This is a genomic window from Brevundimonas sp. 374, assembly GCF_900102995.1.
GTDB lineage: Bacteria > Pseudomonadota > Alphaproteobacteria > Caulobacterales > Caulobacteraceae > Brevundimonas > Brevundimonas vesicularis_C.
On sequence record NZ_FNKT01000001.1, the window covers coordinates 427,473 to 449,876 of the forward strand.

General features: G+C 65.1%; 25 protein-coding genes. 19 read left to right on the top strand and 6 right to left on the bottom strand.

From position 1 onward, the window contains the following. Nucleotides 1–3: 3 nt before the first annotated feature. Genes BLR19_RS02015 through BLR19_RS02025 form a run of 3 tightly spaced genes read right to left on the bottom strand, consistent with a single transcriptional unit; the run spans nucleotide 4 to nucleotide 2,823 of the window. Nucleotides 4–660: an HAD family hydrolase gene (locus tag BLR19_RS02015; RefSeq protein WP_091746608.1), complete on the bottom strand. Its 657-nt coding sequence runs from the start codon at nucleotides 658–660 to the stop codon at nucleotides 4–6. Nucleotides 661–670: 10 nt separating this feature from the next. Further along, entirely contained in the window at nucleotides 671–1,465 is a 795-nt protein-coding gene (gene mazG / locus BLR19_RS02020) for a nucleoside triphosphate pyrophosphohydrolase (protein WP_091746611.1), read from the bottom strand. Continuing rightward, nucleotides 1,462–2,823: an MFS transporter gene (locus tag BLR19_RS02025; protein ID WP_091749043.1), complete on the bottom strand. Its 1,362-nt coding sequence runs from the start codon at nucleotides 2,821–2,823 to the stop codon at nucleotides 1,462–1,464. Before BLR19_RS02025 ends, mazG begins: the two co-directional genes overlap by 4 nt. Nucleotides 2,824–2,928: 105 nt before the next feature. On the opposite strand from BLR19_RS02025, the gene BLR19_RS02030 reads away from it, so the two are divergent. The 4 genes from BLR19_RS02030 (at nucleotide 2,929) to ygiD (ending at nucleotide 5,684) form a co-directional block, all read left to right on the top strand. Then, complete coding sequence (locus BLR19_RS02030) at nucleotides 2,929–3,786, top strand: D-alanyl-D-alanine carboxypeptidase family protein (RefSeq protein WP_091746614.1); 858 nt, start codon at nucleotides 2,929–2,931, stop codon at nucleotides 3,784–3,786. 65 nt (nucleotides 3,787–3,851) lie between these two features. After that, entirely contained in the window at nucleotides 3,852–4,220 is a 369-nt protein-coding gene (locus tag BLR19_RS02035) for a hypothetical protein (RefSeq protein WP_218119299.1), read from the top strand. A 98-nt stretch (nucleotides 4,221–4,318) separates the two neighbouring features. Beyond that, a complete protein-coding gene (gene wrbA, locus BLR19_RS02040) occupies nucleotides 4,319–4,921 on the top strand; it encodes an NAD(P)H:quinone oxidoreductase (RefSeq protein ID WP_091746621.1) in 603 nt (200 codons plus the stop codon). Between the two features lie 4 nt (nucleotides 4,922–4,925). Continuing rightward, nucleotides 4,926–5,684: a 4,5-DOPA-extradiol-dioxygenase gene (gene ygiD / locus BLR19_RS02045; RefSeq protein WP_091746624.1), complete on the top strand. Its 759-nt coding sequence runs from the start codon at nucleotides 4,926–4,928 to the stop codon at nucleotides 5,682–5,684. On the opposite strand, the gene BLR19_RS02050 is transcribed toward ygiD, so the two are convergent. Then, on the bottom strand, nucleotides 5,685–7,238 hold the full coding sequence (locus BLR19_RS02050) for an AMP-binding protein (RefSeq protein WP_091746627.1): 1,554 nt from the start codon (nucleotides 7,236–7,238) through the stop codon (nucleotides 5,685–5,687). Nucleotides 7,239–7,421: 183 nt separating this feature from the next. On the opposite strand from BLR19_RS02050, the gene lipA reads away from it, so the two are divergent. From lipA to lpdA, 14 genes are all read left to right on the top strand, one after another. Beyond that, nucleotides 7,422–8,384 carry a lipoyl synthase gene (gene lipA / locus BLR19_RS02055; protein WP_017504838.1) on the top strand — a complete coding sequence of 321 codons (963 nt, stop codon included), beginning with the start codon at nucleotides 7,422–7,424 and terminating at the stop codon, nucleotides 8,382–8,384. A 7-nt stretch (nucleotides 8,385–8,391) separates the two neighbouring features. After that, on the top strand, nucleotides 8,392–8,844 hold the full coding sequence (locus tag BLR19_RS02060; protein WP_091746630.1) for a type II toxin-antitoxin system RatA family toxin: 453 nt from the start codon (nucleotides 8,392–8,394) through the stop codon (nucleotides 8,842–8,844). Continuing rightward, entirely contained in the window at nucleotides 8,841–9,956 is a 1,116-nt protein-coding gene (locus BLR19_RS02065; protein WP_091746633.1) for an NAD(P)/FAD-dependent oxidoreductase, read from the top strand. Before BLR19_RS02060 ends, BLR19_RS02065 begins: the two co-directional genes overlap by 4 nt. Continuing rightward, nucleotides 9,953–10,504, top strand: coding sequence for a sugar O-acetyltransferase (locus tag BLR19_RS15040; protein ID WP_091746637.1), 552 nt, complete (start codon nucleotides 9,953–9,955; stop codon nucleotides 10,502–10,504). The genes BLR19_RS02065 and BLR19_RS15040 overlap by 4 nt, the downstream gene beginning before the upstream one ends. 133 nt (nucleotides 10,505–10,637) lie before the next feature. Next, on the top strand, nucleotides 10,638–10,820 hold the full coding sequence (rpmF, locus tag BLR19_RS02075; RefSeq protein ID WP_026108365.1) for a 50S ribosomal protein L32: 183 nt from the start codon (nucleotides 10,638–10,640) through the stop codon (nucleotides 10,818–10,820). Nucleotides 10,821–10,929: 109 nt separating this feature from the next. Next, nucleotides 10,930–11,550: a hypothetical protein gene (locus BLR19_RS02080; protein ID WP_091746640.1), complete on the top strand. Its 621-nt coding sequence runs from the start codon at nucleotides 10,930–10,932 to the stop codon at nucleotides 11,548–11,550. 89 nt (nucleotides 11,551–11,639) lie between these two features. Beyond that, nucleotides 11,640–12,917: a phosphopyruvate hydratase gene (gene eno, locus BLR19_RS02085; protein ID WP_091746643.1), complete on the top strand. Its 1,278-nt coding sequence runs from the start codon at nucleotides 11,640–11,642 to the stop codon at nucleotides 12,915–12,917. 138 nt (nucleotides 12,918–13,055) lie between these two features. Then, a complete protein-coding gene (locus BLR19_RS02090) occupies nucleotides 13,056–13,355 on the top strand; it encodes an FtsB family cell division protein (protein ID WP_017504845.1) in 300 nt (99 codons plus the stop codon). A 134-nt stretch (nucleotides 13,356–13,489) separates the two neighbouring features. After that, nucleotides 13,490–14,518, top strand: a complete 1,029-nt coding sequence (gene pdhA, locus BLR19_RS02095) for a pyruvate dehydrogenase (acetyl-transferring) E1 component subunit alpha (protein WP_091746646.1) — start codon at nucleotides 13,490–13,492, stop codon at nucleotides 14,516–14,518. A 3-nt stretch (nucleotides 14,519–14,521) separates the two neighbouring features. After that, nucleotides 14,522–15,901, top strand: a complete 1,380-nt coding sequence (locus BLR19_RS02100) for a pyruvate dehydrogenase complex E1 component subunit beta (protein ID WP_091746649.1) — start codon at nucleotides 14,522–14,524, stop codon at nucleotides 15,899–15,901. Continuing rightward, a complete protein-coding gene (locus BLR19_RS02105) occupies nucleotides 15,898–16,215 on the top strand; it encodes a DUF5076 domain-containing protein (RefSeq protein ID WP_091746652.1) in 318 nt (105 codons plus the stop codon). The genes BLR19_RS02100 and BLR19_RS02105 overlap by 4 nt, the downstream gene beginning before the upstream one ends. After that, nucleotides 16,215–17,516: a pyruvate dehydrogenase complex dihydrolipoamide acetyltransferase gene (locus BLR19_RS02110; RefSeq protein WP_091746655.1), complete on the top strand. Its 1,302-nt coding sequence runs from the start codon at nucleotides 16,215–16,217 to the stop codon at nucleotides 17,514–17,516. Before BLR19_RS02105 ends, BLR19_RS02110 begins: the two co-directional genes overlap by 1 nt. A 15-nt stretch (nucleotides 17,517–17,531) precedes the next feature. Then, nucleotides 17,532–18,011: a glutathione peroxidase gene (locus tag BLR19_RS02115; protein ID WP_091746657.1), complete on the top strand. Its 480-nt coding sequence runs from the start codon at nucleotides 17,532–17,534 to the stop codon at nucleotides 18,009–18,011. Continuing rightward, nucleotides 18,011–19,417, top strand: coding sequence for a dihydrolipoyl dehydrogenase (lpdA, locus tag BLR19_RS02120; protein WP_091746660.1), 1,407 nt, complete (start codon nucleotides 18,011–18,013; stop codon nucleotides 19,415–19,417). The genes BLR19_RS02115 and lpdA overlap by 1 nt, the downstream gene beginning before the upstream one ends. A 61-nt stretch (nucleotides 19,418–19,478) precedes the next feature. Here lpdA and BLR19_RS02125 read toward each other — a convergent pair whose 3' ends face one another. Then, the gene (locus BLR19_RS02125; protein ID WP_055753752.1) at nucleotides 19,479–19,661 is read right to left on the bottom strand and encodes a DUF3606 domain-containing protein; all 183 of its coding nucleotides are present in this window, start codon (nucleotides 19,659–19,661) and stop codon (nucleotides 19,479–19,481) included. Nucleotides 19,662–19,694: 33 nt separating this feature from the next. Continuing rightward, the gene (locus BLR19_RS02130; protein ID WP_091746663.1) at nucleotides 19,695–22,049 is read right to left on the bottom strand and encodes an ATP-dependent helicase; all 2,355 of its coding nucleotides are present in this window, start codon (nucleotides 22,047–22,049) and stop codon (nucleotides 19,695–19,697) included. Between the two features lie 73 nt (nucleotides 22,050–22,122). On the opposite strand from BLR19_RS02130, the gene BLR19_RS02135 reads away from it, so the two are divergent. Then, nucleotides 22,123–22,386: a hypothetical protein gene (locus BLR19_RS02135; RefSeq protein ID WP_143007323.1), complete on the top strand. Its 264-nt coding sequence runs from the start codon at nucleotides 22,123–22,125 to the stop codon at nucleotides 22,384–22,386. The last annotated feature ends 18 nt before the right edge of the window (nucleotides 22,387–22,404 follow it).

Genomic DNA, 22,404 nt, shown 5'->3' on the forward strand with positions numbered 1-22,404 from the left:
CGCTCAGCGATCCATGAAGGCGGAGACGGCTGCGTAGCTGTCGGCGATGTGGTGGGCGCCGCGCGCCGTCAGGCGTTCGGCATGGCCGTCGCGGACATGACCGCCCGCCGTCAGCCCCACGACCGTCATACCGGCCGCAACCCCTGCTGTGACGCCCGCCTCGCTGTCTTCGATTACCAGGACGCGCGTCGGATCAACGCCCATCGTCTTGGCGGCGTGCAGGAAGATGTCGGGGTGGGGCTTGCCGCGTTCGACCACCAGGCCGGTGAAGACCGCGCCGTCGAAATGATCCGTCAGGCCGAATAGGTTCAGGCCTACGCCGATCCAGTCGGGGCCGCTGGACGAGGCGATGCAGCGAGGTTCAGTCCGGGCGGCGACGAAGTCCAGCAGACCGGGCACGGGCTCAAGCTGGTGCGGCGCGCGCTGGCGACAGGTCGCAAACCATGTGGTGTGGAAGTCGTCAGGGCAAGCACGACCCAAGGCCGCCTCGACGACCGGCCGATTGTCACGCCAGCGCTTGCCCGTATAGGCGGCCAATACGTCGTCGAGCGAGGTCGGCAGACCGATGGCGGTCAGTTGCTCGGCCATGACAGTGCTGTTCAGCACCTCGCTGTCGGCGACCACGCCGTCGTAGTCGAAAATGATCAGGTCGTAGGTCACGCGCGGTCGCTCAGGCTTCAGGCGCGGCCTTTTCGGCGACCTTTGCGGCGTCCCAGAGGCGGTCCATCTCGGCCAGGTCCGATTGGTCGGGCGTGCGGCCGTCCTTCGCGAGCTCCGCCTCGATGAAGCCGAAGCGACGTACGAACTTGGCGTTGGCGGCGCGCAGGGCGTCTTCGGGTTCGAAGTCCAGCTTGCGCGCCAGGTTGGCGACGACGAACAGAAGATCGCCCAGCTCTTCGCGCGCCTTGGCCTGGTCGCCGGCGGCGATCTCGACGCGCAATTCCTCGACCTCTTCGGCCAGCTTGTCGAACACCTCGTCGGTGGAAGGCCAGTCGAAGCCCACGCGGCCGGCGCGCTTGGTCAGCTTGGCGGCGCGGGTCAGGGCGGGCAGGCCGACCGGCACGTCGTCGAGAACGCCCGGCTTCTTGCGGTCCTTGCGCTCGGCGGCCTTGATGGCCTCCCAGGCGACGGTCTGTTCCTTCGAGGAGCGCTGGGCCTCGTCACCGAAAACGTGGGGGTGGCGGCGCTCCAGCTTGTCGGCGATGGCCGTGACCACGTCGTCGAAAGCGAACAGCCCCTGTTCCTCGGCCATGCGGGCGTGGAAGACGACCTGGAACAGCAGGTCCCCCAGCTCGCCCTTCAACTCACACAGATCGTCGCGCTCGATGGCGTCGGCGACCTCATAGGCCTCCTCGATCGTATAGGGGGCGATGGTGGCGAAGGTCTGCTCCACGTCCCAGGGGCAGCCGCCTTCGGGATTACGCAAGCGTTCCATGACGCCGAGCAGGCGGTCGATCGGTCTCAACGGCGGGCTCCGTCGCGAGCTTCCAGGGCGAGGCGGATTTCATCGTGCCGCTTCGGCGTCAGGGGATAGCCCTTCAGCACCCAGGCGGCGGCGGCCAGCAGCAGGCCGGGGACCAGGATGAACAGGATCTGGAGCGTCATAAGGGAAAAGTCGCTGTTGCCCATCGGTCCTGGCACAGCCTTGAAGCCCACGCCCTGCAGGATCAGATAGGGGATCAGCGCGACCACGTGGCCGATCTTGGTCGTCGCGGACAGGATGGAGAACATCAGTCCGGTGCGATCCACGCCGGTCTCCAGCCGTACCTCATCGCCCGCGTCCGCCATCATGGCGCGCAACAGGAACAGGCCGGCCGCATAGGGCAGGCCGGCGATGAACATGGCGCCCGCCGTCAGCATGAAGTTGCCGCCGGGAACCAAGGTGGCGGCGATGTAGAGAGCTGCGAAGATCAGGCTGGCGACCGCCAGGGCCTTGTCCTTGCCGATGCGCGTGGCCAGCCAGGCCCAGATGGGCGCGCCGCACAGACCGGCGATGAAATAGAACAGCATGAACAGGCCGGCCTGGCTGTGGTCGTAACCCTTGATCTGTCCGAAGAAGAAGAACAGCAGCGAACCCGTGATGCCCGGCGCGACGCCCAGCAGCAGGTCGGCGATCAAGAGCTTCCGGACCGTGGGCATCTTCAGCAGGCCCAGATAGGCGCTGGCGCCGCCATGCGGCTGATCGCCCGCATTCACGGGCTCGGGCACGGCGACCATGGCCAGGCCGATGGTGACGGGAAGGGCGATCAGGATGGCACAGCCCATGATGCGCACGCCGTCGGAATAGTTTCCGATGCCGGTCTGAACCACCACGGTCGGCAGCACCAGAATCAGGATCACGCCGATGATGTTGAACACCTGCCACCAGCCATAGACGCGGCTGCGCTGGTCATACTGCGGCGCAAGCACGGCGGCCCATCCCAGCTGACCAAGGGTGCCGATCGAGAAGCCGAGATAGAGGACCAGCAGCCAACCAAACAGATAGGCCGGCCCGGCGCCGGGCTGGACCACGACGAACATCATAAAAGCCGACAGCATCAGGATCGGCGTCGAGATCGCCATCCACGGGCGATAGCGACCGAACCGCGTCTTGGTCTTGTCCATGCCCCAGCCGATGAAGGGGTCGAAGACGATGTCGATCAGGCGCACGGCCATGAAGACCGCCGCCACGACTCCCAATTCCAAGCCCACATGGGTGGCGTAGAACTCCGGCAGGGTGACGGGCAGGGCGACGCCAAAGGCCGCCAGCGGCAGGCACGGGCCGGAAAAGGCCGCGAGCACGGCGTTGGAACGGCGGGGCGCGGTCGGCGCGGCGGTGGACATGCGTCGGTCCGAAAGGCGCGGCGCGAGTCGGCCGCGCGCCACCATGCCAGCGATCGGTGACGCATGCACTTGTGAGATCGACCGGCTTGGGGCTTCCTGTGGGCCATGTGGCGAAGCCTTTTTGCGTTCCTGTCCGTTTGCTTCGTTCTGACGTTTGCCGGCGGCGCGCGGGCGGCCGGGCCCTGCCACACCAATGCCGACGGCTGGCAGGCGCAGGGGCTGGCAAACTCGGCGTCGGCCTACGGCATGGAATGGGCGCCGTTCGGGGCGGCGGAGTGGGGGTGGCAGGCCTATCTGCCGCTGATCCAGCGCGAACTGCACACGGCCTGCGGACCCGGCACGCCGATCTTCGCGTCGCAACTGGCCGGGTTTCAGCAGACGCATGGCCTGACGCCGACCGGCCTGTTCGATGCGGCGACATTCCAGGTGTTTCGCGGCCTTTGGCAGGAGCGGCGGCCCTTCGTCATGGCGCGCGTCGGAGGAGCCTGTCCCGAGCCGCCGCCGATCAATCAGCTCGGCTATCTGGTCGAGTCCGAGGAACATGCCGACCGTCTGACACGCCTGCTGCGCCGCGACGTGCTGGACGCCTATCGCCGACTGGTCGCCGCGGCGCGGGCTGAGGTTCCGGAGGTGGGGGCCGATCCCGAACTGCTGCAGATCTTCTCCGGCTTTCGCGATCCCGAGGCGGACGCGGCGCGCTGTGCGCAGCAGGGCAACTGCGACGGCCTGCGTCGTGCCGTCTGTTCGCCGCATCGGACGGGCACGGCGGTCGATCTTTACGTCGGCCAAGCGCCGGGTCTGGGTGTCGATTCCACCACCCCGGCCAGCCGCGAATATCTGGCGCGGTCGGCGACCTATCGCTGGCTGGTGACGAACGCTGGGCGTTTCGGCTTTGTGCCCTATGTCTATGAGCCGTGGCACTGGGAGTATGTGAAGCCTTGGGATCCTTCGTTCGCGCCCTGACCGAAGCTGAGAAATCGCTCGCGCGAGAGGCGTTCGGCGCCGCGATCGACCTGGCGCCCGTCCGTTTGATCGGTTGGCCGTTCCGCCGCGCGTTTGTGGCCGGACGCTGGTTCGGGCGAGACTGGATCGTATGGCCGCAAGCGCAGCTCGTCGCAGACTTCACTTTTGCGTCCGAGCGAATGCAGGGCGTGCTGATTCATGAACTGACGCACGTCTGGCAGGCCCAGCAGGGTGTCAATCTGCTGTTCGCAAAGCTGAAGGCTGGGGACACCTCCGCCTCTTATGCCTATCGCGTGGAACCGACCTGCCGGTGGGACGCGTTGAACATCGAGCAGCAGGCGATGGTGATGGAGCATCGTTTCCACTGTCGCCGCGGTCGCCCCACGCCGGGCGACAAGGCCTTTTACGATACCGTCTGTCCCTTCAAGACGTGATTTGATGTCGGGGACTTGCGGAAGGCTCAACAGCGCGCCAAGTTAGCAACGGTCGTTGTTGCGAATGGCGACCCTTGTCATTCAATGGAGCCTCCCCAATGCCGAAAGTCCTCGTCCTCTATCATTCGACCTATGGTCACCTGGAAACCATGGCCGAGGCGGTCGCTGAAGGCGCGCGCGAGGTCGAAGGCGCCGTCGTGGACATCAAGCGCGTGCCGGAAACCGTGCCGGAAGAGCTGGCCAAGGCCTCGCATTACAAGCTGGATCAAAAGGCGCCGATCGCCAAGATCGACGATCTGAAGGACTACGACGCCATCATCATCGGCGCCGGCACCCGCTTCGGTTCGGCCGCGTCGCAGATGCGCGCCTTCCTCGATCAGGCCGGCGGCCTGTGGTTCTCGGGTGCCCTGATCGGCAAGGTGGGCGGGGCCTTCACCGCGACGGCGACACAGCACGGCGGTCAGGAGACGACCTTCCAGGGCCTGCACAACTTCTTCATGCACCACGGCATGCCGGTCGTGGGTCTGCCCTATTCCTTCCAGGGGCAGATGACGCTGGACGCCATCCACGGCGGCTCGCCCTATGGCGCATCGACGATCACGGGCGGCGACGGCTCGCGTCAGCCCAGCGACGTCGAGCTGGACGGCGCCCGGTTCCAAGGCAGGCATATCGCCGAGCTGGCCAAGAAGCTGCACGGCTGATCCGATGCGTCAGCCCGCCGTCTTCTTCGGCCATGGTTCGCCCATGAACGCGCTCGGCGGTCCCTATGGGGCCGCCTGGCGTGCGCTGGGCGAAGCGATCGGCAAGCCTGAGGGCGTGGTGATGATCTCCGCCCACTGGGAGACGCGCGGGCTGGGCGTCACCGCGCAGGAGAGGCCCGAAACCATCCATGACTTCGGCAACTTCCCGCGCGAACTCCATGAGATGCAGTATCCGGCGCCCGGGTCGCCCGCCTTGGCGGCGCGGGTGTCGGCGCTGACCGGGGCCGTCCAGACGCAAGCGTGGGGCCTGGATCACGGGACCTGGTCGGTACTGTGCCATGTGTGGCCAGAGGCGGACTTGCCCGTGGTGCAGTTGTCGCTGAACCGCGAGCTGACGGCGCGCCAGCATTACGACCTGGCCAAGGCGCTGAAACCGCTGCGCGACGAGGGAATCGTCATCGCCGGCTCGGGCGACTTCGTCCACAATCTGCGGACCTGGAAACGCGAGGATGGGGCCGAACCCTACGCCTGGGCGACTGGCTTCAACGAAGCGGTCAAGGCAGCGTTCGAACGGAGCGACCATGCGGCCCTGATCGATTGGGTGGGTCTGGCCGAGGACGCACAACTGAGCGTGCCGACCGACGAACATTTCCTGCCAGTGCTTTATATCGCCGCCCAGCAGGAGCCGGGCGAGGCGGTCAGCTTTTTCAACGACCGCATCGACGGCGGCTCGATCTCTATGACGGGCGTCCGGATCGGCTGATCAGGCCGCCTTCTCCGCCTCGACCATCTTCTGGATCGACACATAGTCTGTCTTGCCGGTGCCCAGGACGGGGACCTCGGCGACCTTGACGATCTTTTTCGGCACGATCAGTTCGGGCGCACCGTTGGTTCGCGCCCATTCAGCCAGGGGAGCGACCTCGGCGTCTGCGTGGTCAGTGACGAGCACCAGCTTCTCGCCCTTGCGGCTGTCCGGAATCGACACGACGGCGTGGCGCTGATCCGGCCAGACGGCGCCGGCGATCCCTTCGACGGCGGTCAGCGAGACCATCTCGCCGCCGATCTTGGCGAAACGCTTGGCGCGGCCGCGGATGGTCACATAGCCGTCGTCGGTCACATCGACGATGTCGCCGGTGTCCAGCCAGTCGTCGCCGATCGGATCCCACGTCAGGGGCTCGGCCGAGCTGACATAGCCGCTCATGACATTGGGACCCCGCAGCATGAGGCGACCGCCTGCGTCGATGCCCTCGACCGGCTCCAGCTTCCAGTCGATGCCGGGAAGCACCTGGCCCACCGTGCCGGGCGTATTGCGGTCGGGATGGTTGACGGCGATGACAGGCGAGGCCTCGGTCGCGCCGTAGCCTTCCAGCAGTTCGACGCCGCCGAACTTGGTGTTGAACAGGGTGCGGGTTTCCTCGCGCACCTTCTCGGCGCCGGCGACGACAAACTTCAGCGTCGAGAAGTCGTTCGGTTCGGCGACGCGACCATACTGGTTCAGGAAGGTATCGGTCGCGAACAGGATCGAGGCGTTCACCTGAGGCAGCAGGTCGGTGATCTGTTTGGCGTGCAACGGCGAAGGATACTGGAAGGCCTTCAGCCCTTGCAGCAGGGGCAAAATAACCCCGCCGGTCAGGCCGAAACAGTGGAAAGTCGGCAGGGGATTGAACATCACCCAGTCCGGCGACAGGTCGATGTGGGCCGCCACCTGACGCGCATTGGCGACGAGGTTCTTCTGGCTCAGCACCACGCCCTTGGGCGTGCCGAAGCTGCCGGAGGTGAACAGGACGACGCCCGGCGCATCGGGATCCGTCTTCACACGGAACCGCTTGGGCGCCGCGCCGGCGGCGAGGCCGTAGAGCTTGTCGGACAGACCGATGGTCTTGCGCACGTCGTCCAGCCAGACGACCTTGGCCACCGTCTTCAGTTCGACGATCAGGTCGTCCAGCTTGGCCTGATCGATGAAGCGTTTGGCGGTCAGCACCTTCTTGACGCCCGAGGCCTTGATCGCCGCCTTCAGATTGGCTTCGCCGGCGGTGAAGTTCAGCATCACCGGCACACGACCATGGGCGTGCAGACCGAAGAAGGTGACGACGACGCCCATGGACGACGGCAGCAGGATAGCGACCCGCTCGCCCTTGTCCGTCATATTGGCGATCTTGCGCCCCAGCACGAAGGCGGCGCGGATCAGGCCGGTATAGGTCAGCGGATGCCGGTCCTGATCCTCTAGGATTTCCTTGTCGCCGAACCGCGCCCGCGCATCGATCAGGGCGTCGATCAGGGTCGAGTCGTAAAGCGAGGGATCCAGGGCCTGGCGCAAGCGCGTCTCCTACGGAGGACGCGGGCGGCCCTCTCTGTTGTTCGGCCGACTGTCATTAATGACGCCGCCGCATCTTGAAAAGATGCGTAACGTCGCGTGAGTTCCGATGTGCGATCACGCCTGCGGCAAGTCTGTTACCCGGTGTGCCTTGCCTAAACGGCCTCAAAGTCCGAAATACCGGCCATGGTCACCCTGATCGACACCCTTCAGCGCAAGCCGTCCGAGTTGCGTCACCCCGAAAAGCAGAACCGGCCCGAGTCGGTCGTTCTGAAAAAGCCCGACTGGCTGCGGGTGAAGGCGCCGGGCTCTGGGCAATATAACGCCACAAAGGAGATCGTTCGCTCAAAGGGGCTGGTGACGGTCTGTGAAGAGGCGGCCTGCCCGAACATCGGCGAGTGCTGGAGCCAGAAACACGCCACCCTGATGATCATGGGCGACACCTGCACGCGGGCCTGCGCCTTCTGCAACGTCAAGACGGGCTTGCCTCAGCCGCTGGATCCGGAAGAGCCGGGCAAGGTGGGCCTCGCCGTACAGCAGATGGGTCTGAACCACGTCGTCATCACCTCGGTCGACCGCGACGACGTGGCCGACGGCGGTGCGGCCCACTTCGCCGAGGTGGTGCGCCAGATCCGCATCCAGGCGCCGGACACCACCATCGAAATCCTGACGCCCGACTTCCTGCGCAAGGACGGGGCGGCGGCCGTGATGATCGACGCCAAGCCCGACGTCTTCAATCACAACCTCGAGACCGTTCCGCGCCTGTATCTGAAGATCCGGCCGGGCGCGCGCTATTTCCACAGCCTGCGCCTGTTGCAGATGGTCAAGGAGCGGGACCCGAACCAGTTCACCAAGTCCGGCATCATGGTCGGCTTGGGCGAGACCAAGGAAGAGGTCATGCAGGTGATGGACGATATGCGTTCCGCCGGCGTCGACTTCATCACCATCGGCCAGTACCTGCAGCCGACGCGCAAACATGCCGCCATCGATCGGTTCGTCACGCCGGAAGAGTTCAAGGCCTATGAGGCGATCGCCCGGGCGAAGGGCTTCCTGATGGTGTCGTCCAGCCCGCTGACGCGTTCGTCGCACCATGCCGGCGACGATTTCGCCCGGCTGAAGGCGGCGCGCGAGGCGCAGCTGCGCCGCTAAGTCCCGCATGGCCGTCCACCGCGTCACGCGCATTCTTCCCTATGCGCCCGAACAGCTTGCTGATCTGGTCGCCGACGTGCGCGCCTATCCCGACTTCGTGCCGTGGGTGACGTCGATGCGCGTCTGGAACGCGCGCGAGGAAGGCGAGGGCGTCGGCTTGCAGGATGCGGAAGCCAGCGTCGGGTTCTCTTTCCTGCAAGAGCGATTCTCCACCTGGGTCCGGCATGATCGCAATGCGCCCAAGGTCGAGGTCGGCTTGCTGCGCGGGCCCTTCAAGCACCTGAAGAACCGTTGGGAGTTCTTTCCGCATCCGGACGGCACGCGGCTGGAGTTTATGATCGACTTCGCCTTCAAGTCCCGGATGCTGGACATGATGCTGTCTGCGAACTTCGACCGTGCGGTGGAAAAGCTGATCGGCTGTTTCGAGGCCGAGGCGAAACGGAGATACGGCGTCCGATGAGTTTCGATTTCGACGCGACCGTCGTGGGCGCCGGGGCTGTGGGCCTGGCCTGCGGACGAGCGCTGTCGAAACGGGGCCTGACGGTGCTGGTGTTGGAGAAGGACGCCCACATCGGCCAGGGCGTCTCCTCCCGCAATTCCGAGGTGATCCACGGCGGCCTCTATTACCCGACCGGATCGCTGAAGGCCCGCTTCTGCGTCGAGGGACGCCGCGCGCTCTACGACTTCCTGGCCAGCCGCAAGATCAACCACTGGAAATGCGGCAAGCTGGTTGTGGCGACGCAAGAGGCCGAGGTCGAGCGGATCGAGGCCATCTTCGAACAGGCGACGGCGAATGGCGTCGAGGGGCTGGCGCATCTGACCGGCGCCCAGGCGCGGGCGCTGGAGCCGGAGCTGAACGCCCACGCCGCCATCCTGTCGCCCGAGAGCGGCCTGTTCGACAGCCACGGCTATATGCTGGCTCTGCAGGGCGAGATCGAGGATGCGGGCGGATCGGTCGTGGTCTCGGCGCCGTTTGAGGGCGCAGAGCCCCTGACGGGCGGCGGCTTCACGATCCGTGTCGGCGGGGAGGGGGCGATGCAGGTCACGAGCCGCCTTTTGGTCACCGCGCCCGGACTGTCGGCCCAGGCTGTGGCGGCGTCGATCGAAGGCTATCCACACGGAGACATTCCCGCCGGGCATTTCGGCAAGGGCGTCTATTTCCGGCTGACGGGAAAGGCGCCGTTCGACCGGCTGATCTATCCGCCGCCCATCCCCGGCGCGCTGGGCACCCACTATCGTAAGGATCTGGCCGGTCAGGCCGTGTTCGGCCCCGACCTGGCCTATGTCGAAACCGAGGATTACTCGGTCGATCCCGCCAAGGCCGAAGAGTTCGCCACCTACATTCGTCGTTTCTGGCCGGGTCTGCCCGACGGCGCCCTGACGCCGGACTACGCCGGCATTCGGCCCAAACTGCATGGGCCGGGCGAGCCGCAACCGGACTTTCAGCTTTATGGCCGCGAACATCACGGCATCGATGGTCTGATGGCTCTGTTCGGCATCGAAAGCCCCGGCCTGACCAGTTCGCTAGCCATCGGTGAAGCGGTGGCTGACGCTCTGACGGAGGCCGTATGACCGAGCGCGAGAAGATGCTGGCGGGCTTGCCTTACGATCCGGGCGATCCCGATCTGCGCGACGGTCGCGCCCGCGCCGTGGCCCTGACCGTCGCCATCAACGCCGAACCGGATCGCGACCGGCGCGGCGCCCTGGTCAACGAACTGGTCAATGCGGCCGACGGCAAGGCGATCATCATGCCGGGCTTCTTCTGCGATTATGGCGTCAACATCCATTTGGGCGCGCGGGCGTTTGCGAACGCCAACTGCGTGTTCCTGGACTGCGCCGAGATCCGTATCGGCGACAACTTCCAAGCCGGGCCGGGCGTGCAGCTTCTGACGCCGGAACATCCGTTGGACGCGGTCGCCCGCCGGGGCGAGGAGACGGCGCGGCCGATCGTCATCGGGGATGACGTCTGGATTGGCGGCGGCGCGATCGTTCTGGCGGGCGTCACCGTCGGCGATCGTTCGGTGATCGGCGCGGGATCGGTCGTGACGAAGGACGTGCCGTCCGACGTGGTGGTGGTCGGCAATCCTGCGAAGACCGTCCGGCGTCTGACGCCTGCTTAAACGCCTTGAAATCGTCGCGCGGTTCATGCATAAGCCGCGCCTCGCGTGGCGGTCCTGAGGGCCGCCGCTATTGTTTTCGCGCTAGACGGAGCTCGGCTCTGGGCGGCGCCCGACTTAGAAGATTGAGACGGACATGGCCGTTCCGAAGCGCAAAGTATCTCCCTCGCGTCGCAACATGCGCCGCGCCCACGACGCCCTGACCTCGAACGTCTACGTCGAGGACAAGGACACGGGCGAGCTGAAGCGCCCGCACCACATTGACCTGAAGACCGGCACCTATCGTGGCCGCCAGGTCATCACGCCGAAGGAAGACTAGTCTTTCGAGCGATCCCGACTTCGGTCGGACGACGATTTCGACGGCGCGCGGTGACCCGCGCGCCGTTTTCGTGCGTTCAATGCGGCGAAGCTTCCATTGGAGACGCCGCATGATGATTCGTTTCACCGCCGTCAGCGCCTGCGCGCTGCTGACCCTCGCCGCCTGCAATCGCGCAGAGGAGCGCGTCTCGGAGCCCGCCGCAGCGCCGGTCGCATCCGCGAACGAGACGCCCGCTACGCCCTCCGCCGATCCGAACGCTTTGACGGCAGAAGGTCTGGGGCCGGTGCGAATCGGCATGACTCGCGCCGAACTGGTGAAGGTCTGGGGCGAGGACTCCCAACCGAACGCCGTCGGCGGCGCCGAGCCCGAAGTCTGTGACCAGTTCCATCCGGCAAACGCGCCAGCAGATGTGCAGGTGATGGTCCAGAACGGCGTGCTGACGCGAATCACCCTGGCGCGCGGTGCGACGACGAAGACCGATCGCGGGTTCGGGGTGGGCGATACGGCCATGGCGATCAAGCAGGCCTATGGCGGCGCGGTCTTCGCCCAGCCGCACAAATACCAGGAGGCGCCGGCCGAGGATCTGTTCGTCTGGTCGAAGGGCGGTTCGACGACCTATGTCACCGATCCGTCGGCGCGTGGCGTTCGATATGAGATCGGCAGCGACGGCAAGGTGATGATGGTCCACGCTGGCGATCCCTCGATCCAGCTGGTCGAAGGCTGTTCCTGACGCCCGGCGATGACGTCGGCATTGGCGTTTGGCGGGGAGGCGGCTAAACCGTCTGACCTCCCTTGCCCCTTGAGCCAAAGAGCCGAGCCATGACCGACATCGCCGACATCGTCGCCCGCCAGATCCTCGACAGCCGGGGCAATCCGACGGTCGAGGTCGATGTCACGCTGGAAGACGGTTCGTTCGGCCGCGCCGCCGTTCCGTCCGGCGCGTCTACGGGCGCGCACGAAGCGGTCGAACTGCGTGACGGCGACAATGACATGTGGGGCGGCAAGGGCGTCCAGAAGGCGGTCGACGCCGTCAACGGCGAAATCTTCGACGCCCTGTCCGGCATGGATGCCGAGCAGCAGCGCCGGATCGACGAGGCGATGATCGAACTGGACGGCACGCCCAACAAGGGCCGTCTGGGGGCCAATGCGATCCTGGGCGTGTCTCTGGCGGTCGCCAAGGCCAGCGCCTTGTCGGCCAATCAGGAACTGTATCGTTATCTGGGCGGCGTCTCGGCCCGCGTCCTGCCGACCCCGATGATGAACATCATCAACGGCGGCGCCCACGCCGATAACCCGATCGACATCCAGGAGTTCATGATCCTGCCCACCGGCGCTGAGACCTTTTCGGACGCCGTGCGCATGGGAGCCGAAATCTTCCACGCCCTGAAGAGGCAACTGAAGGACGCCGGGCACAACACCAACGTCGGCGACGAGGGCGGCTTCGCGCCCAATCTGGCCTCGGCGGATGAGGCGCTGAGCTTCATCACCAAGGCGGGCCAGGCGGCGGGCTACCTCGCGGGCGAGGATTTCCACCTGGGCCTCGACGTCGCCTCGACCGAGTTCTTCAAGGACGGCAAATACGTCATGGCCGGCGAGGGCAAGACCATCGATTCCGATGGCATGGCCGCCTATCTGGTCGACCTGTGCGAACGCTTCCCGATCGTGTCGATCGAGGACGGAATGGCCGAGGATGACTTCGACGGCTGGCGCCTGCTGACCGAGCGCCTGGGCGACCGGGTCCAACTGGTCGGCGACGATCTGTTCGTGACCAATCCGGCGCGTCTGGCCGCCGGTATCGGCGAAGGTCTGGCCAACTCGATCCTGATCAAGGTCAACCAGATCGGCACCCTGTCAGAAACCTTGGACGCCGTCGATATGGCCCACCGCGCGGGCTATACCGCCGTGATGAGCCACCGGTCGGGCGAGACCGAGGACTACACTATCGCCGACCTGGCCGTGGCGACCAACTGCGGGCAGATCAAGACCGGCTCGTTGGCCCGCTCCGACCGGGTGGCGAAGTACAACCAGTTGCTCCGCATCGAGGAAATGCTGGGCGACCAGGGCGTCTATTTCGGCGACGGCATGCTGCTGAAATAGAGATCGGAATTGTCGGCGGAGAATCAGCGTTTTCCGCCGACAATCTTACGGTCAAGCTACATTTCGTTAGGCATTTTCGGGCACGGTTTCTGAACTGTGTTTTCGCGCTCAGAAGGAGCGTCTCAAGTGCCCGAACGGATGAAACCTTACCGCCTGTCCCTCGCCCTGTTGCTGCTTCTGGCCTATCTCGGGGTGCAGGCGCTGACGGGCGAGCGCGGACTGTTGAGCGGCTCGTCTCGCGACGCCCTGCTGGGGCAACGCGAGGACCAGCTGGCGCATCTGACCGAGCAGCGCCGCGACCTTGAGACACGGGTTCGCTATCTGCGCACCGACAGCCTGTCTCGCGACCTTCTGGAAGAGCGCGCGCGCGCCGTGCTCGGCTTCTCCGATCCGCGCGACTATGTGATCCGCGTCTCGGCCCCTGCCGCCCAAGGCTGAGCGCCCTTCACCACTTGAACTATTGTTACAGGGCGACCCGCACCCCTTTGCGTTACCGGAAGGAAGGCTGCTAAAGCCCCTTTCCGTAACGATAAGAAGGCGTCGGTTCTCGGCGCCTAGCCGGGAGATACCGGATGGCGAAAGCCCCAGCCAAATCCGCTCAGACGACCACGCCTGACAAACTGCCCAACACGCCGACGGCGTCCAAGGAAGACCTTCTGCGCTTCTATCGCGAGATGGTTCTGATCCGCCGCTTCGAAGAGCGTGCGGGCCAGCTCTACGGCATGGGTCTGATTGGCGGCTTCTGCCACCTGTACATTGGCCAGGAGGCCGTGGCGGTCGGCGTTCAGGAGAGCGTCAAACAGGGCCACGACAAGATCATCACCGGCTATCGCGACCACGGCCATATGCTGGCCGCCGGCATGGATCCGAAAGAGGTCATGGCCGAGCTGACCGGCCGCAGCGGCGGTTCGTCCAAGGGTAAGGGCGGATCGATGCACATGTTCGATGTGCCGACCGGCTTCTACGGCGGTCACGGCATCGTCGGCGCCCAGGTGGCGTTGGGCACCGGCCTGGCCTTCGCCGGCAAGTATCGCGGCGACGATTCGGTGGCCTTCGTCTATTTCGGCGACGGCGCCTCGAACCAGGGGCAGGTGTACGAGAGCTTCAACATGGCGCAGCTGTGGAAGCTGCCGGCCATCTACATCATCGAGAACAACCAGTACGCCATGGGCACGAGCATCGAGCGCTCGTCGTCGACGACCGAACTGTATCAGCGCGGCGCCAGCTTCGGCATTCCGGGCGAGCAGGTGGACGGCATGGACGTACTGGCCGTGCGTGACGCGACGGCGCGTGCGGTGAAGCGCGCCCGCGAAGGCGGCGGTCCCTTCATCCTGGAAGTGAAGACCTATCGCTATCGCGGTCACTCGATGTCTGACCCGGCCAAATACCGGACCAAGGAAGAGGTCGACGAGGTCAAGAAGACCCGCGACCCGATCGATCACCTGAAAATGCTGCTGTCGGCCGCCAAGGCGACCGAGGACGAGCTCAAGGCCATCGATACCGAAATCAAGGCGATCGTCGCCGAAGCTGTTCAATTCGCCCAAGAGAGCCCGGAACCCGATCCGTCCGAGCTCTATACCGACGTCTACGTGGAGGCCTGATCCGTGACCGACATTCTGATGCCGGCGCTGTCTCCCACGATGGAAGAGGGCACGCTGACCAAGTGGCACATCAAGGCGGGCGACACCGTGTCGGCCGGCCAGGTGATCGCCGAGATCGAAACCGACAAGGCGACGATGGAAGTCGAGGCCGTGGACGAAGGCGAAGTGCTGGAAATCCTGGTCGCCGAAGGCTCCGAGAACGTGAAGGTCAACACGCCGATCGCGCGTCTGGCCGGCGAAGACGGCGCAGCGGCGCCTGCGCCCAAGGCTGAATCCGCAAAGGGCGAAGCTGAGGCGCCCAAGGCTGCGGCCGAGGGTAAGACTGGCGATCTCGAAAAGGCCCCGGCCCAGACCGCGACACCCAAGGTCGAACTGCGCGACCCGGAAATTCCGGCCGACGCCAAACTGGTCAAGACGACCGTGCGCGACGCCCTGCGTGACGCCATGGCCGAAGAGATGCGCCGCGATGACCGCGTCTTCCTGATCGGCGAGGAAGTCGCCCAGTACCAGGGCGCCTACAAGGTCAGCCGTGACCTGCTGCAGGAGTTCGGCGACCAGCGCGTCGTGGACACCCCGATCACCGAGCACGGCTTCGCCGGCCTGGGCGTCGGCGCCGCCATGTCGGGCCTGAAGCCGATCGTCGAGTTCATGACGTTCAACTTCGCCATGCAGGCGATCGATCACATCATCAACTCGGCCGCCAAGACGCTCTATATGTCGGGCGGTCAGATCCGCGCGCCTATCGTCTTCCGCGGTCCGAACGGCGCTGCTTCGCGCGTCGGCGCCCAGCACAGCCAGGACTATTCGGCCTGGTATGCGCAGGTGCCGGGTCTGAAGGTCATCGCGCCCTATGACGCGGCCGACGCCAAGGGCCTGCTGAAAGCCGCCATTCGTGACCCGAACCCGGTCGTCTTCCTCGAACACGAGATGATGTACGGCCTGGAGTTCGATGTGCCGGAGGTCGAGGACTATGTCCTGCCGATCGGCAAGGCCAAGGTCCGTCGCGAAGGCAAGGACGTCACCATCACCGCCCACAGCCGCATGGTCGGCTTCGCCCTGCAGGCCGCCGAGAAGCTGGCCGAGGAGGGTATTGAGGCTGAGGTGATCGACCTGCGCACTCTGCGCCCCCTGGATCACGAGACCATCGTCGAGAGCGTCAAGAAGACCAACCGTTTGGTCTCGGCCGAAGAGGGCTGGGGTCCGATGGGCGTCGGCGCCGAGGTCGTGGCCCGCGTCATTGAGCACGCCTTCGATTATCTGGATGCCCCGCCGCTGCGCGTGCACCAGGAAGACGTGCCGCTACCCTATGCCGCCAATCTGGAAGTGCTGTCGCTGCCGGGCGTGGACAAGATCATCGCCGCCGTGAAACAGGTGATGGCATGACCGAGGCATCGGAGTTCATGCTGACGACGCCAGACAGCGTCGCTGCTGACCCCAAGGCCATCGAAGTCCTTCGGATGTGGTGGTCGAAGGACGAGCCGGTGATGTCTGTCAAACCGGCCTTCAACGATCCCATACAGTTCGGTCGGCTGCTGGCCTATGCGGCGCGACATATGGCGCATGGTTATGCCGTGCGGCATCAACACGATGAAACTGCGGCCTACCACCGCATCCTCGAAGGTCTCAGCGAAGTGGTGAAGGCGAATGACGTCCGCACTGTCGCCGAACCGATCGCGCCAACCGGGGGGAACGCCTGATGACCGACATCCTGATGCCGGCCCTGTCTCCGACGATGGAGGAGGGCGTTCTGGCCAAGTGGCACGTCAAGGTCGGAGACGTCGTGTCCGCCGGAGACGTGATCGCCGAGATCGAAACCGACAAGGCCACGATGGAAGTCGAGGCCGTGGATGAAGGCGAGATCACCGACATCCTGGTCGCTGAAGGCACGGAAGGCGTGAAGGTCAATACGCCCATCGCCCGCCTGAAGGACGAGGGCGGCGCGGCCGCACCCAAGCCGGCCGAAAAACCCGCCGCCAAGACGGAAGAAGCGCCCAAGGCCGAGGCCGCTCCGGCTACTGCCGAGGCGCCCAAGACAACTACGCCTGCCGCTCCGGCGCCCGCCGCGCCGAAGTCGGACAGCGGAGATCGCATCTTCTCGTCGCCGCTCGCTCGACGTATCGCCGCTCAGAACGGCGTCGATCTGAAATCGATCAAGGGCACCGGTCCCCACGGCCGCATCGTCAAGCGCGACGTCGAGGCCGCTGGCAAGGGTTCGACCCAACCGGCGACCGCCTCTTCGGCGTCGCCCGCCACGACCGCAGCCGAGCCGCGCAAGGCGCAATCTCTGGCGCAGATGGGCATTCCAGACGGCAGCTACGACCTGATCCCGCTGGACGGCATGAAGAAGGCCGTGGCGCGTCGCATGGTCGACAGCGTCCAGAATGTGCCTCACTTCCCGCTGTTCATCGATTGCGAAATCGACCAGCTGATGGCCGTGCGCGCCAAGGTCAACAAGATGCTGGAGCCGCAAGGGATCAAGGTTTCGGTCAACGACTTCGTCATCAAGGCCGCCGCCCTGGCCCTGAAGATGGTGCCGGAGGCGAACGCCTCCTACACGCCGGAAGGCATCGCCATGCACCACAACGCCGATGTCTCCATGGCGGTGGCGATCGATGGCGGCCTGATCACTCCGATCATCAAGAAGGCCGAAACCAAGGGCCTGGCGCAGATCGCGACCGAGTCCAAGGACCTGGCCAAGCGCGCCCGCGACCGCAAGCTCAAGCCCGAAGAGTTCCAAGGCGGCACCTTCTCGGTGTCCAATCTGGGCATGTTCGGCATCAAGCAGTTCACCTCGATCATCAATGAGCCGCAGGGCTGCATCATTAGCGTGGGCGCGGGCGAGCAGCGCGCGGTCGTCAAGAACGGCCAGGTCGTGCCGGCCACCGTCATGACCGTGACCCTGACCTGCGATCACCGCGTGGTCGATGGTGCGATCGGCGCCCGCTTCCTGCAGGCGTTCAAGCCGCTGATCGAAGATCCCGTCGCGATGCTGGCCTAAGGGGAGGGTGAGGTCATGACCTCGGTCTATGACTTCTCCGCCCGCGCCATCGACGGCACGGACGTTTCGCTCGATCGCTTTCGCGGTCAGGCGCTGCTGATCGTGAATACGGCGTCCAAGTGCGGCTTCACCGGCCAATACGACGGTTTGGAAAAGCTGCACCGCGCGTTTGCCGATCAGCCGTTCGAGGTGTTGGGCTTTCCCTGCAACCAGTTCGGCGAGCAGGAGCCGGGCAGGGCGGCGGAAATCGCCGCTTTCTGCGCCACCAGTTTCGACGTGACCTTTCCCCTCTTCGACAAGGTGGAGGTCAACGGACCGAACCGGCACCCGCTTTATGCCTGGTTGACGGAGCGGAAGCGCGGTTTCCTGGGCTCCAAGGCCATCAAGTGGAACTTCACCAAGTTCCTGACCGACCGCGAGGGCAGGGTGGTTGCCCGCTATGCCCCGCAGACTGAACCCGAGGCCATCAAGGCCGACATCGAGAAGTTGATCTAATGGCTGCTGAATTCGATCTCGTCGTTATCGGCTCGGGCCCCGGGGGTTATGTCGCGGCCATTCGCGCCAGTCAGTTGGGTTTGAAGGTCGCCATCGTCGAGCGCGAGAACCTGGGCGGCATTTGCCTGAACTGGGGCTGCATCCCGACCAAGGCCCTGCTGAAGTCGGGCGAGAAGTTCGAGAGCCTGAGCCACCTGAAGGAGTACGGCTTGTCGGCGTCCGGCGCGTCGTTCGATTTCGACGCCATCATCCAGCGCTCGCGCGGCGTGGCCAAACAGCTGAATCAGGGCGTCGGCTTCCTGATGAAGAAGAACAAGATCGAAGTGATCGAGGGGTCGGCCAAGCTGGAGAAGGGCGCCGCCGCGCCAAAGGTCGTGGTCGCCCTGAAAGCGGGTGGTTCGCGCGCCTTGGAGGCCAAGTCTGTGATGCTGGCCGTCGGCGCCCGCGCTCGCGCCCTGCCGCAGATCGGGCTGGAAGCCGACGGCGATCGCATCTGGGCCTATCGCGAGGCCATGGCGCCGAAATTCATGCCCAAGTCGATCGTCGTGATCGGTTCGGGCGCCATCGGCATCGAGTTCGGCAGCTTCTATCGCGCCCTGGGCTGTGACGTGACCGTGGTCGAGGCGGTGGATCGCATCATGCCGGTCGAGGACGAAGAAGTCTCCAAGGCCGCCCAGAAGTCGTTCGAAAAGCGCGGCATGAAGTTCAAGCTGGGCGCCAAGGTCACCAAGGTGAGCAAGGACGCCAAGGGCGTGAAGGTCGCCGTGGAGATCGGCGGCAAGGCCGAGACCTTGGAGGCCGAGGTCTGCATCTCGGCCGTCGGCATCACCGCCAACACCGACGGCATCGGCCTGGAAGAACTGGGTCTGGAAATGGACCGCGGCCACGTCAAGATCGACAGCCACTGCCAGACCAACGTCAAGGGCCTGTACGCCATCGGCGACTGCGCCGGCGCGCCCTGGTTGGCGCACAAGGCGTCGCACGAAGGCATTCACGCGGCCGAACATATCGCCGGCTACAAAACACCCAACGTCCATTCACCTATCGCCGGCTGCACCTATGCCCAGCCACAAGTCGCCTCGGTCGGCGTCACCGAACAGGCTGCGCGCGCCGAGAAGCGCGACGTCAAGATCGGCCGCTTCCCGTTCCGCGTGAACGGCAAGGCGATCGCCTCGGGCGATACCGACGGCTTCGTCAAGGTGATCTTCGACGCCAAGACCGGCGCCCTGATCGGCGCCCACATGATCGGTCACGAGGTCACCGAGATGATCCAAGGCTATGTCACCGCCATCACCATGGAGGCGACCGAAGAAGACATCCACGGGATCGTCTATCCGCACCCGACCATGTCGGAGGCCATGCACGAGGCGGCGCTGGACGCCTATGGGCGTGTGATCCACATCTAAGGCAGAGACCGAAACGGCCCCGGAGCAATCCGGGGGCGTTTCTCGTTTTGGGCAGTAGGCGTCAGCGCTTCTTGCCCAGTTCCGCCGCGATATCCTTGGTCATGCGACCGACCTTGCGGTGGGCGGCGGTGATCTGGTCCTTGGTTACGCCCCAGCGTTTCATCCAGTATTCGACCGACTGACGTTCCGACAGATCAATGCGATCCTTGTCGATGAAGCCGCGCTTGTCCTTGAGGCCCGCCATCTTTGGCTCCATTCGTTGCGTTAGAGCGCCGGGTTAAGCCTTCTCGACGAAGCTGTCGATCACGCGCTTCTCCCCGGCCTTTTCGAACTCGACCAGCAGTTTGTTGCCTTCGATGACGCGCACGTTTCCGTACCCGAACTTCTGGTGAAAGACGCGTTCGCCCTTTTTCCAGCCTGAGCTGGATTTGGGGTCGGCGGTGGCGATCAGTCGGCCGTCGCCTTCGATGACGGCCTTGCGCGCCGGGATCTTGGCTGGGGTCTGGGCGGCGGTGAAGGATTGGGCGCGTTTCCAGCCGGGGGAGGAATAACCGCTGCCGAAAGATGGCGCGTCGTCCCAGCGGCTTTTTGCCTCCTTCATGCCGGTCGAAGCGCCGTAATAGCCGGTGTCGGATTGGGGATCGACGTGGGCGATAGGCAGTTCGTCGACGAAGCGGCTGGGCAGTTGAGAGGTCCAGCGGCCATAGACCAGCCGGTTGGCGGCGAAGGAGATGCGCGCGTCCTGCTTGGCGCGGGTGACGCCGACGTAGGCCAGGCGGCGTTCTTCCTCCAAGCCCTTCTCTCCCTTTTCGTCGATGCTGCGCTGGCTGGGGAAGACGCCTTCCTCCCAGCCCGGCAGGAAGACCAGCGGGAACTCCAGCCCCTTGGCGCCATGCAGGGTCATGATCTGCACCGCGCCGTCGCCGTTAGTATCGTCGCTGGTCGCGCGCTCCAGATCCATGACCAGAGAGACGTGCTCCAGATAGGCCTGCAGCGTCTCGAACTGCTGCATCGACTGGGTCAGTTCCTTCAGGTTCTCCAGCCGGGTCTGGCCGCTGGTGCGGTCGGCCTTCTGCATGTCGGTATAGCCGCTCTCCTCCAGCACCGTCTCCATGACCTGCCAATGGGGCGTGGTCTCGGACAGTTGGCGCCAGCGGTCGATATCGCGCACGAAGTTGGACAGGGCGGTGCGGGTGCGGGCCTGAAGCTCATCGGTATTGACCAGGCCCCTGACGGCGGTCAGGGCCGACAGGTCGTGCTGGCGGGCCAACTGCAGGATCTTCTGGACGCTGGTGTCGCCGATGCCGCGTTTGGGCACATTGACGATCCGCTCGAAAGCGAGGTCGTCGTCTTCCGACAGGATCAGGCGCAGATAGGCGTGGGCGTCGCGGATCTCGGCGCGCTCGAAGAAGCGCGGCCCGCCGATGACGGTGTAGGGGATGGCCAGCATGACCAGCCGTTCTTCAAAGGCCCGCATCTGGAACGAGGCGCGAACCAGAATAGCCATGTCCTTGTATTTCAGGCCCGGCTCGCCGGCATGAGGACGGCGGGCGGTCTCGATCTCGTCGGCGATCAGCCGGGCCTCGGCCTCGCCGTCCCAGACGCCGCGCACCCGCACCTTGTCGCCGCTGTCGTCTTCGGTCCACAGGGTCTTGCCCAGCCGGTCGCGGTTGGCGGCGATGAGGCCAGACGCCGCGCCCAAAATATGACTGGTCGAGCGATAGTTCCGCTCCAGCTTGACGATCTTGGCGCCGGGGAAGTCCCGCTCGAAGCGCAGGATGTTGTCCACCTCGGCCCCGCGCCAGCCGTAGATCGACTGATCGTCGTCGCCGACGCAGCAGACGTTGCCGGTCGAGGCCGTCAGCAGCCGCAGCCACAGATACTGGGCGACGTTGGTGTCCTGATATTCGTCCACCAGAATGTAGCGGAAGCGACGGCGATATTCCTCAGCCAAGTCGGCATGCTGCGACAGGATGGTGATGTTGTGCAGCAGCAGATCGCCGAAGTCGCAGGCGTTCAGGCTGCGCAAGCGCGCCTGATAGGCGGCGTACAGACCCTGACCCTTGCCGTTGGCGAAGTCCTCGCCCGGCGGCAGCTTGTCCGGCGTCCAGCCGCGGTTCTTCCAGTGATCGATCAGGCCGGACAGCGACTTGGGCGTCCAGCGTTTGGTGTCGATGTTGGCCGCTTCCAGCAGCTGCTTCAGCACCCGTTCCTGGTCGTCGGTGTCCAGGATGGTGAAGCTGGATTTCAGACCGACCAGTTCGGCGTGGCGACGAAGGATCTGGGCGGCGATGGAGTGGAAGGTGCCGAGCCAGCGCAAGCCTTCGGCGGAGGGGCCAATCAGATGCGTGATGCGCTCGCGCATTTCGCGCGCGGCCTTGTTGGTGAAGGTGACAGCCAGCAGCTCCCACGGCTTGGCCCGGCCTGTCGCCAGAATGTGCGCCAGCCGTGTCGTCAGGACGCGGGTCTTGCCCGTGCCCGCGCCCGCCAGAACCAGAACCGGGCCCTCGGTCGTCTCGACCGCCTCGCGTTGCTCCGGATTCAGCCCCTTTAGATAATCGCGCGGCGCCTCGTCCTCGGGCGCACGAGCGCGCGCGAGGTCGGAAATGCGGGGGGCGGGAAGATCAGTCACAGGCGCAAAACTATCCGTCAGTCAGAATCGAACCGGAACATAAGGTGACCGCGCGACAAAGTCAGGGCCGCGTATGACGAATGCACGGAACCGTGCGGGCGAGGGTCGGTTCCTAGCTGCAATGCAGCACGACGATCACCAGCAAGGGCCGACGCGCCGCAAGCCGAACGGGCGGGCGGGCTGGATCGCCTTTGCCTTGGGCATGACCGCGATGTTCGCCGTCATGGCGATCTGGGTGGCGGTCGTCGAAACGGGCGACGCCCCTTCAGATGAGGTGCAGTTGATCAGTCGATCTGAAGCAATAGACGACCAGGGCAGGCGCGGCCGCGGCGACTAGCCGATCTTCCAGGCGCCG

Bases quoted from the DNA above. Each gene is read 5' to 3' on its own strand.
- BLR19_RS02025 (WP_091749043.1), bottom strand. From the start codon at position 2,823: ATGTCCACCGCCGCGCCGACCGCGCCCCGCCGTTCCAACGCCGTGCTC.
- BLR19_RS02030 (WP_091746614.1), top strand. From the start codon at position 2,929: ATGTGGCGAAGCCTTTTTGCGTTCCTGTCCGTTTGCTTCGTTCTGACG.
- wrbA (WP_091746621.1), top strand. From the start codon at position 4,319: ATGCCGAAAGTCCTCGTCCTCTATCATTCGACCTATGGTCACCTGGAA.
- ygiD (WP_091746624.1), top strand. From the start codon at position 4,926: ATGCGTCAGCCCGCCGTCTTCTTCGGCCATGGTTCGCCCATGAACGCG.
- lipA (WP_017504838.1), top strand. From the start codon at position 7,422: ATGGTCACCCTGATCGACACCCTTCAGCGCAAGCCGTCCGAGTTGCGT.
- BLR19_RS02060 (WP_091746630.1), top strand. From the start codon at position 8,392: ATGGCCGTCCACCGCGTCACGCGCATTCTTCCCTATGCGCCCGAACAG.
- BLR19_RS02065 (WP_091746633.1), top strand. From the start codon at position 8,841: ATGAGTTTCGATTTCGACGCGACCGTCGTGGGCGCCGGGGCTGTGGGC.
- BLR19_RS15040 (WP_091746637.1), top strand. From the start codon at position 9,953: ATGACCGAGCGCGAGAAGATGCTGGCGGGCTTGCCTTACGATCCGGGC.
- rpmF (WP_026108365.1), top strand. From the start codon at position 10,638: ATGGCCGTTCCGAAGCGCAAAGTATCTCCCTCGCGTCGCAACATGCGC.
- BLR19_RS02080 (WP_091746640.1), top strand. From the start codon at position 10,930: ATGATGATTCGTTTCACCGCCGTCAGCGCCTGCGCGCTGCTGACCCTC.
- eno (WP_091746643.1), top strand. From the start codon at position 11,640: ATGACCGACATCGCCGACATCGTCGCCCGCCAGATCCTCGACAGCCGG.
- BLR19_RS02090 (WP_017504845.1), top strand. From the start codon at position 13,056: ATGAAACCTTACCGCCTGTCCCTCGCCCTGTTGCTGCTTCTGGCCTAT.
- pdhA (WP_091746646.1), top strand. From the start codon at position 13,490: ATGGCGAAAGCCCCAGCCAAATCCGCTCAGACGACCACGCCTGACAAA.
- BLR19_RS02105 (WP_091746652.1), top strand. From the start codon at position 15,898: ATGACCGAGGCATCGGAGTTCATGCTGACGACGCCAGACAGCGTCGCT.
- BLR19_RS02110 (WP_091746655.1), top strand. From the start codon at position 16,215: ATGACCGACATCCTGATGCCGGCCCTGTCTCCGACGATGGAGGAGGGC.
- BLR19_RS02115 (WP_091746657.1), top strand. From the start codon at position 17,532: ATGACCTCGGTCTATGACTTCTCCGCCCGCGCCATCGACGGCACGGAC.
- lpdA (WP_091746660.1), top strand. From the start codon at position 18,011: ATGGCTGCTGAATTCGATCTCGTCGTTATCGGCTCGGGCCCCGGGGGT.
- BLR19_RS02125 (WP_055753752.1), bottom strand. From the start codon at position 19,661: ATGGCGGGCCTCAAGGACAAGCGCGGCTTCATCGACAAGGATCGCATT.
- BLR19_RS02135 (WP_143007323.1), top strand. From the start codon at position 22,123: ATGACGAATGCACGGAACCGTGCGGGCGAGGGTCGGTTCCTAGCTGCA.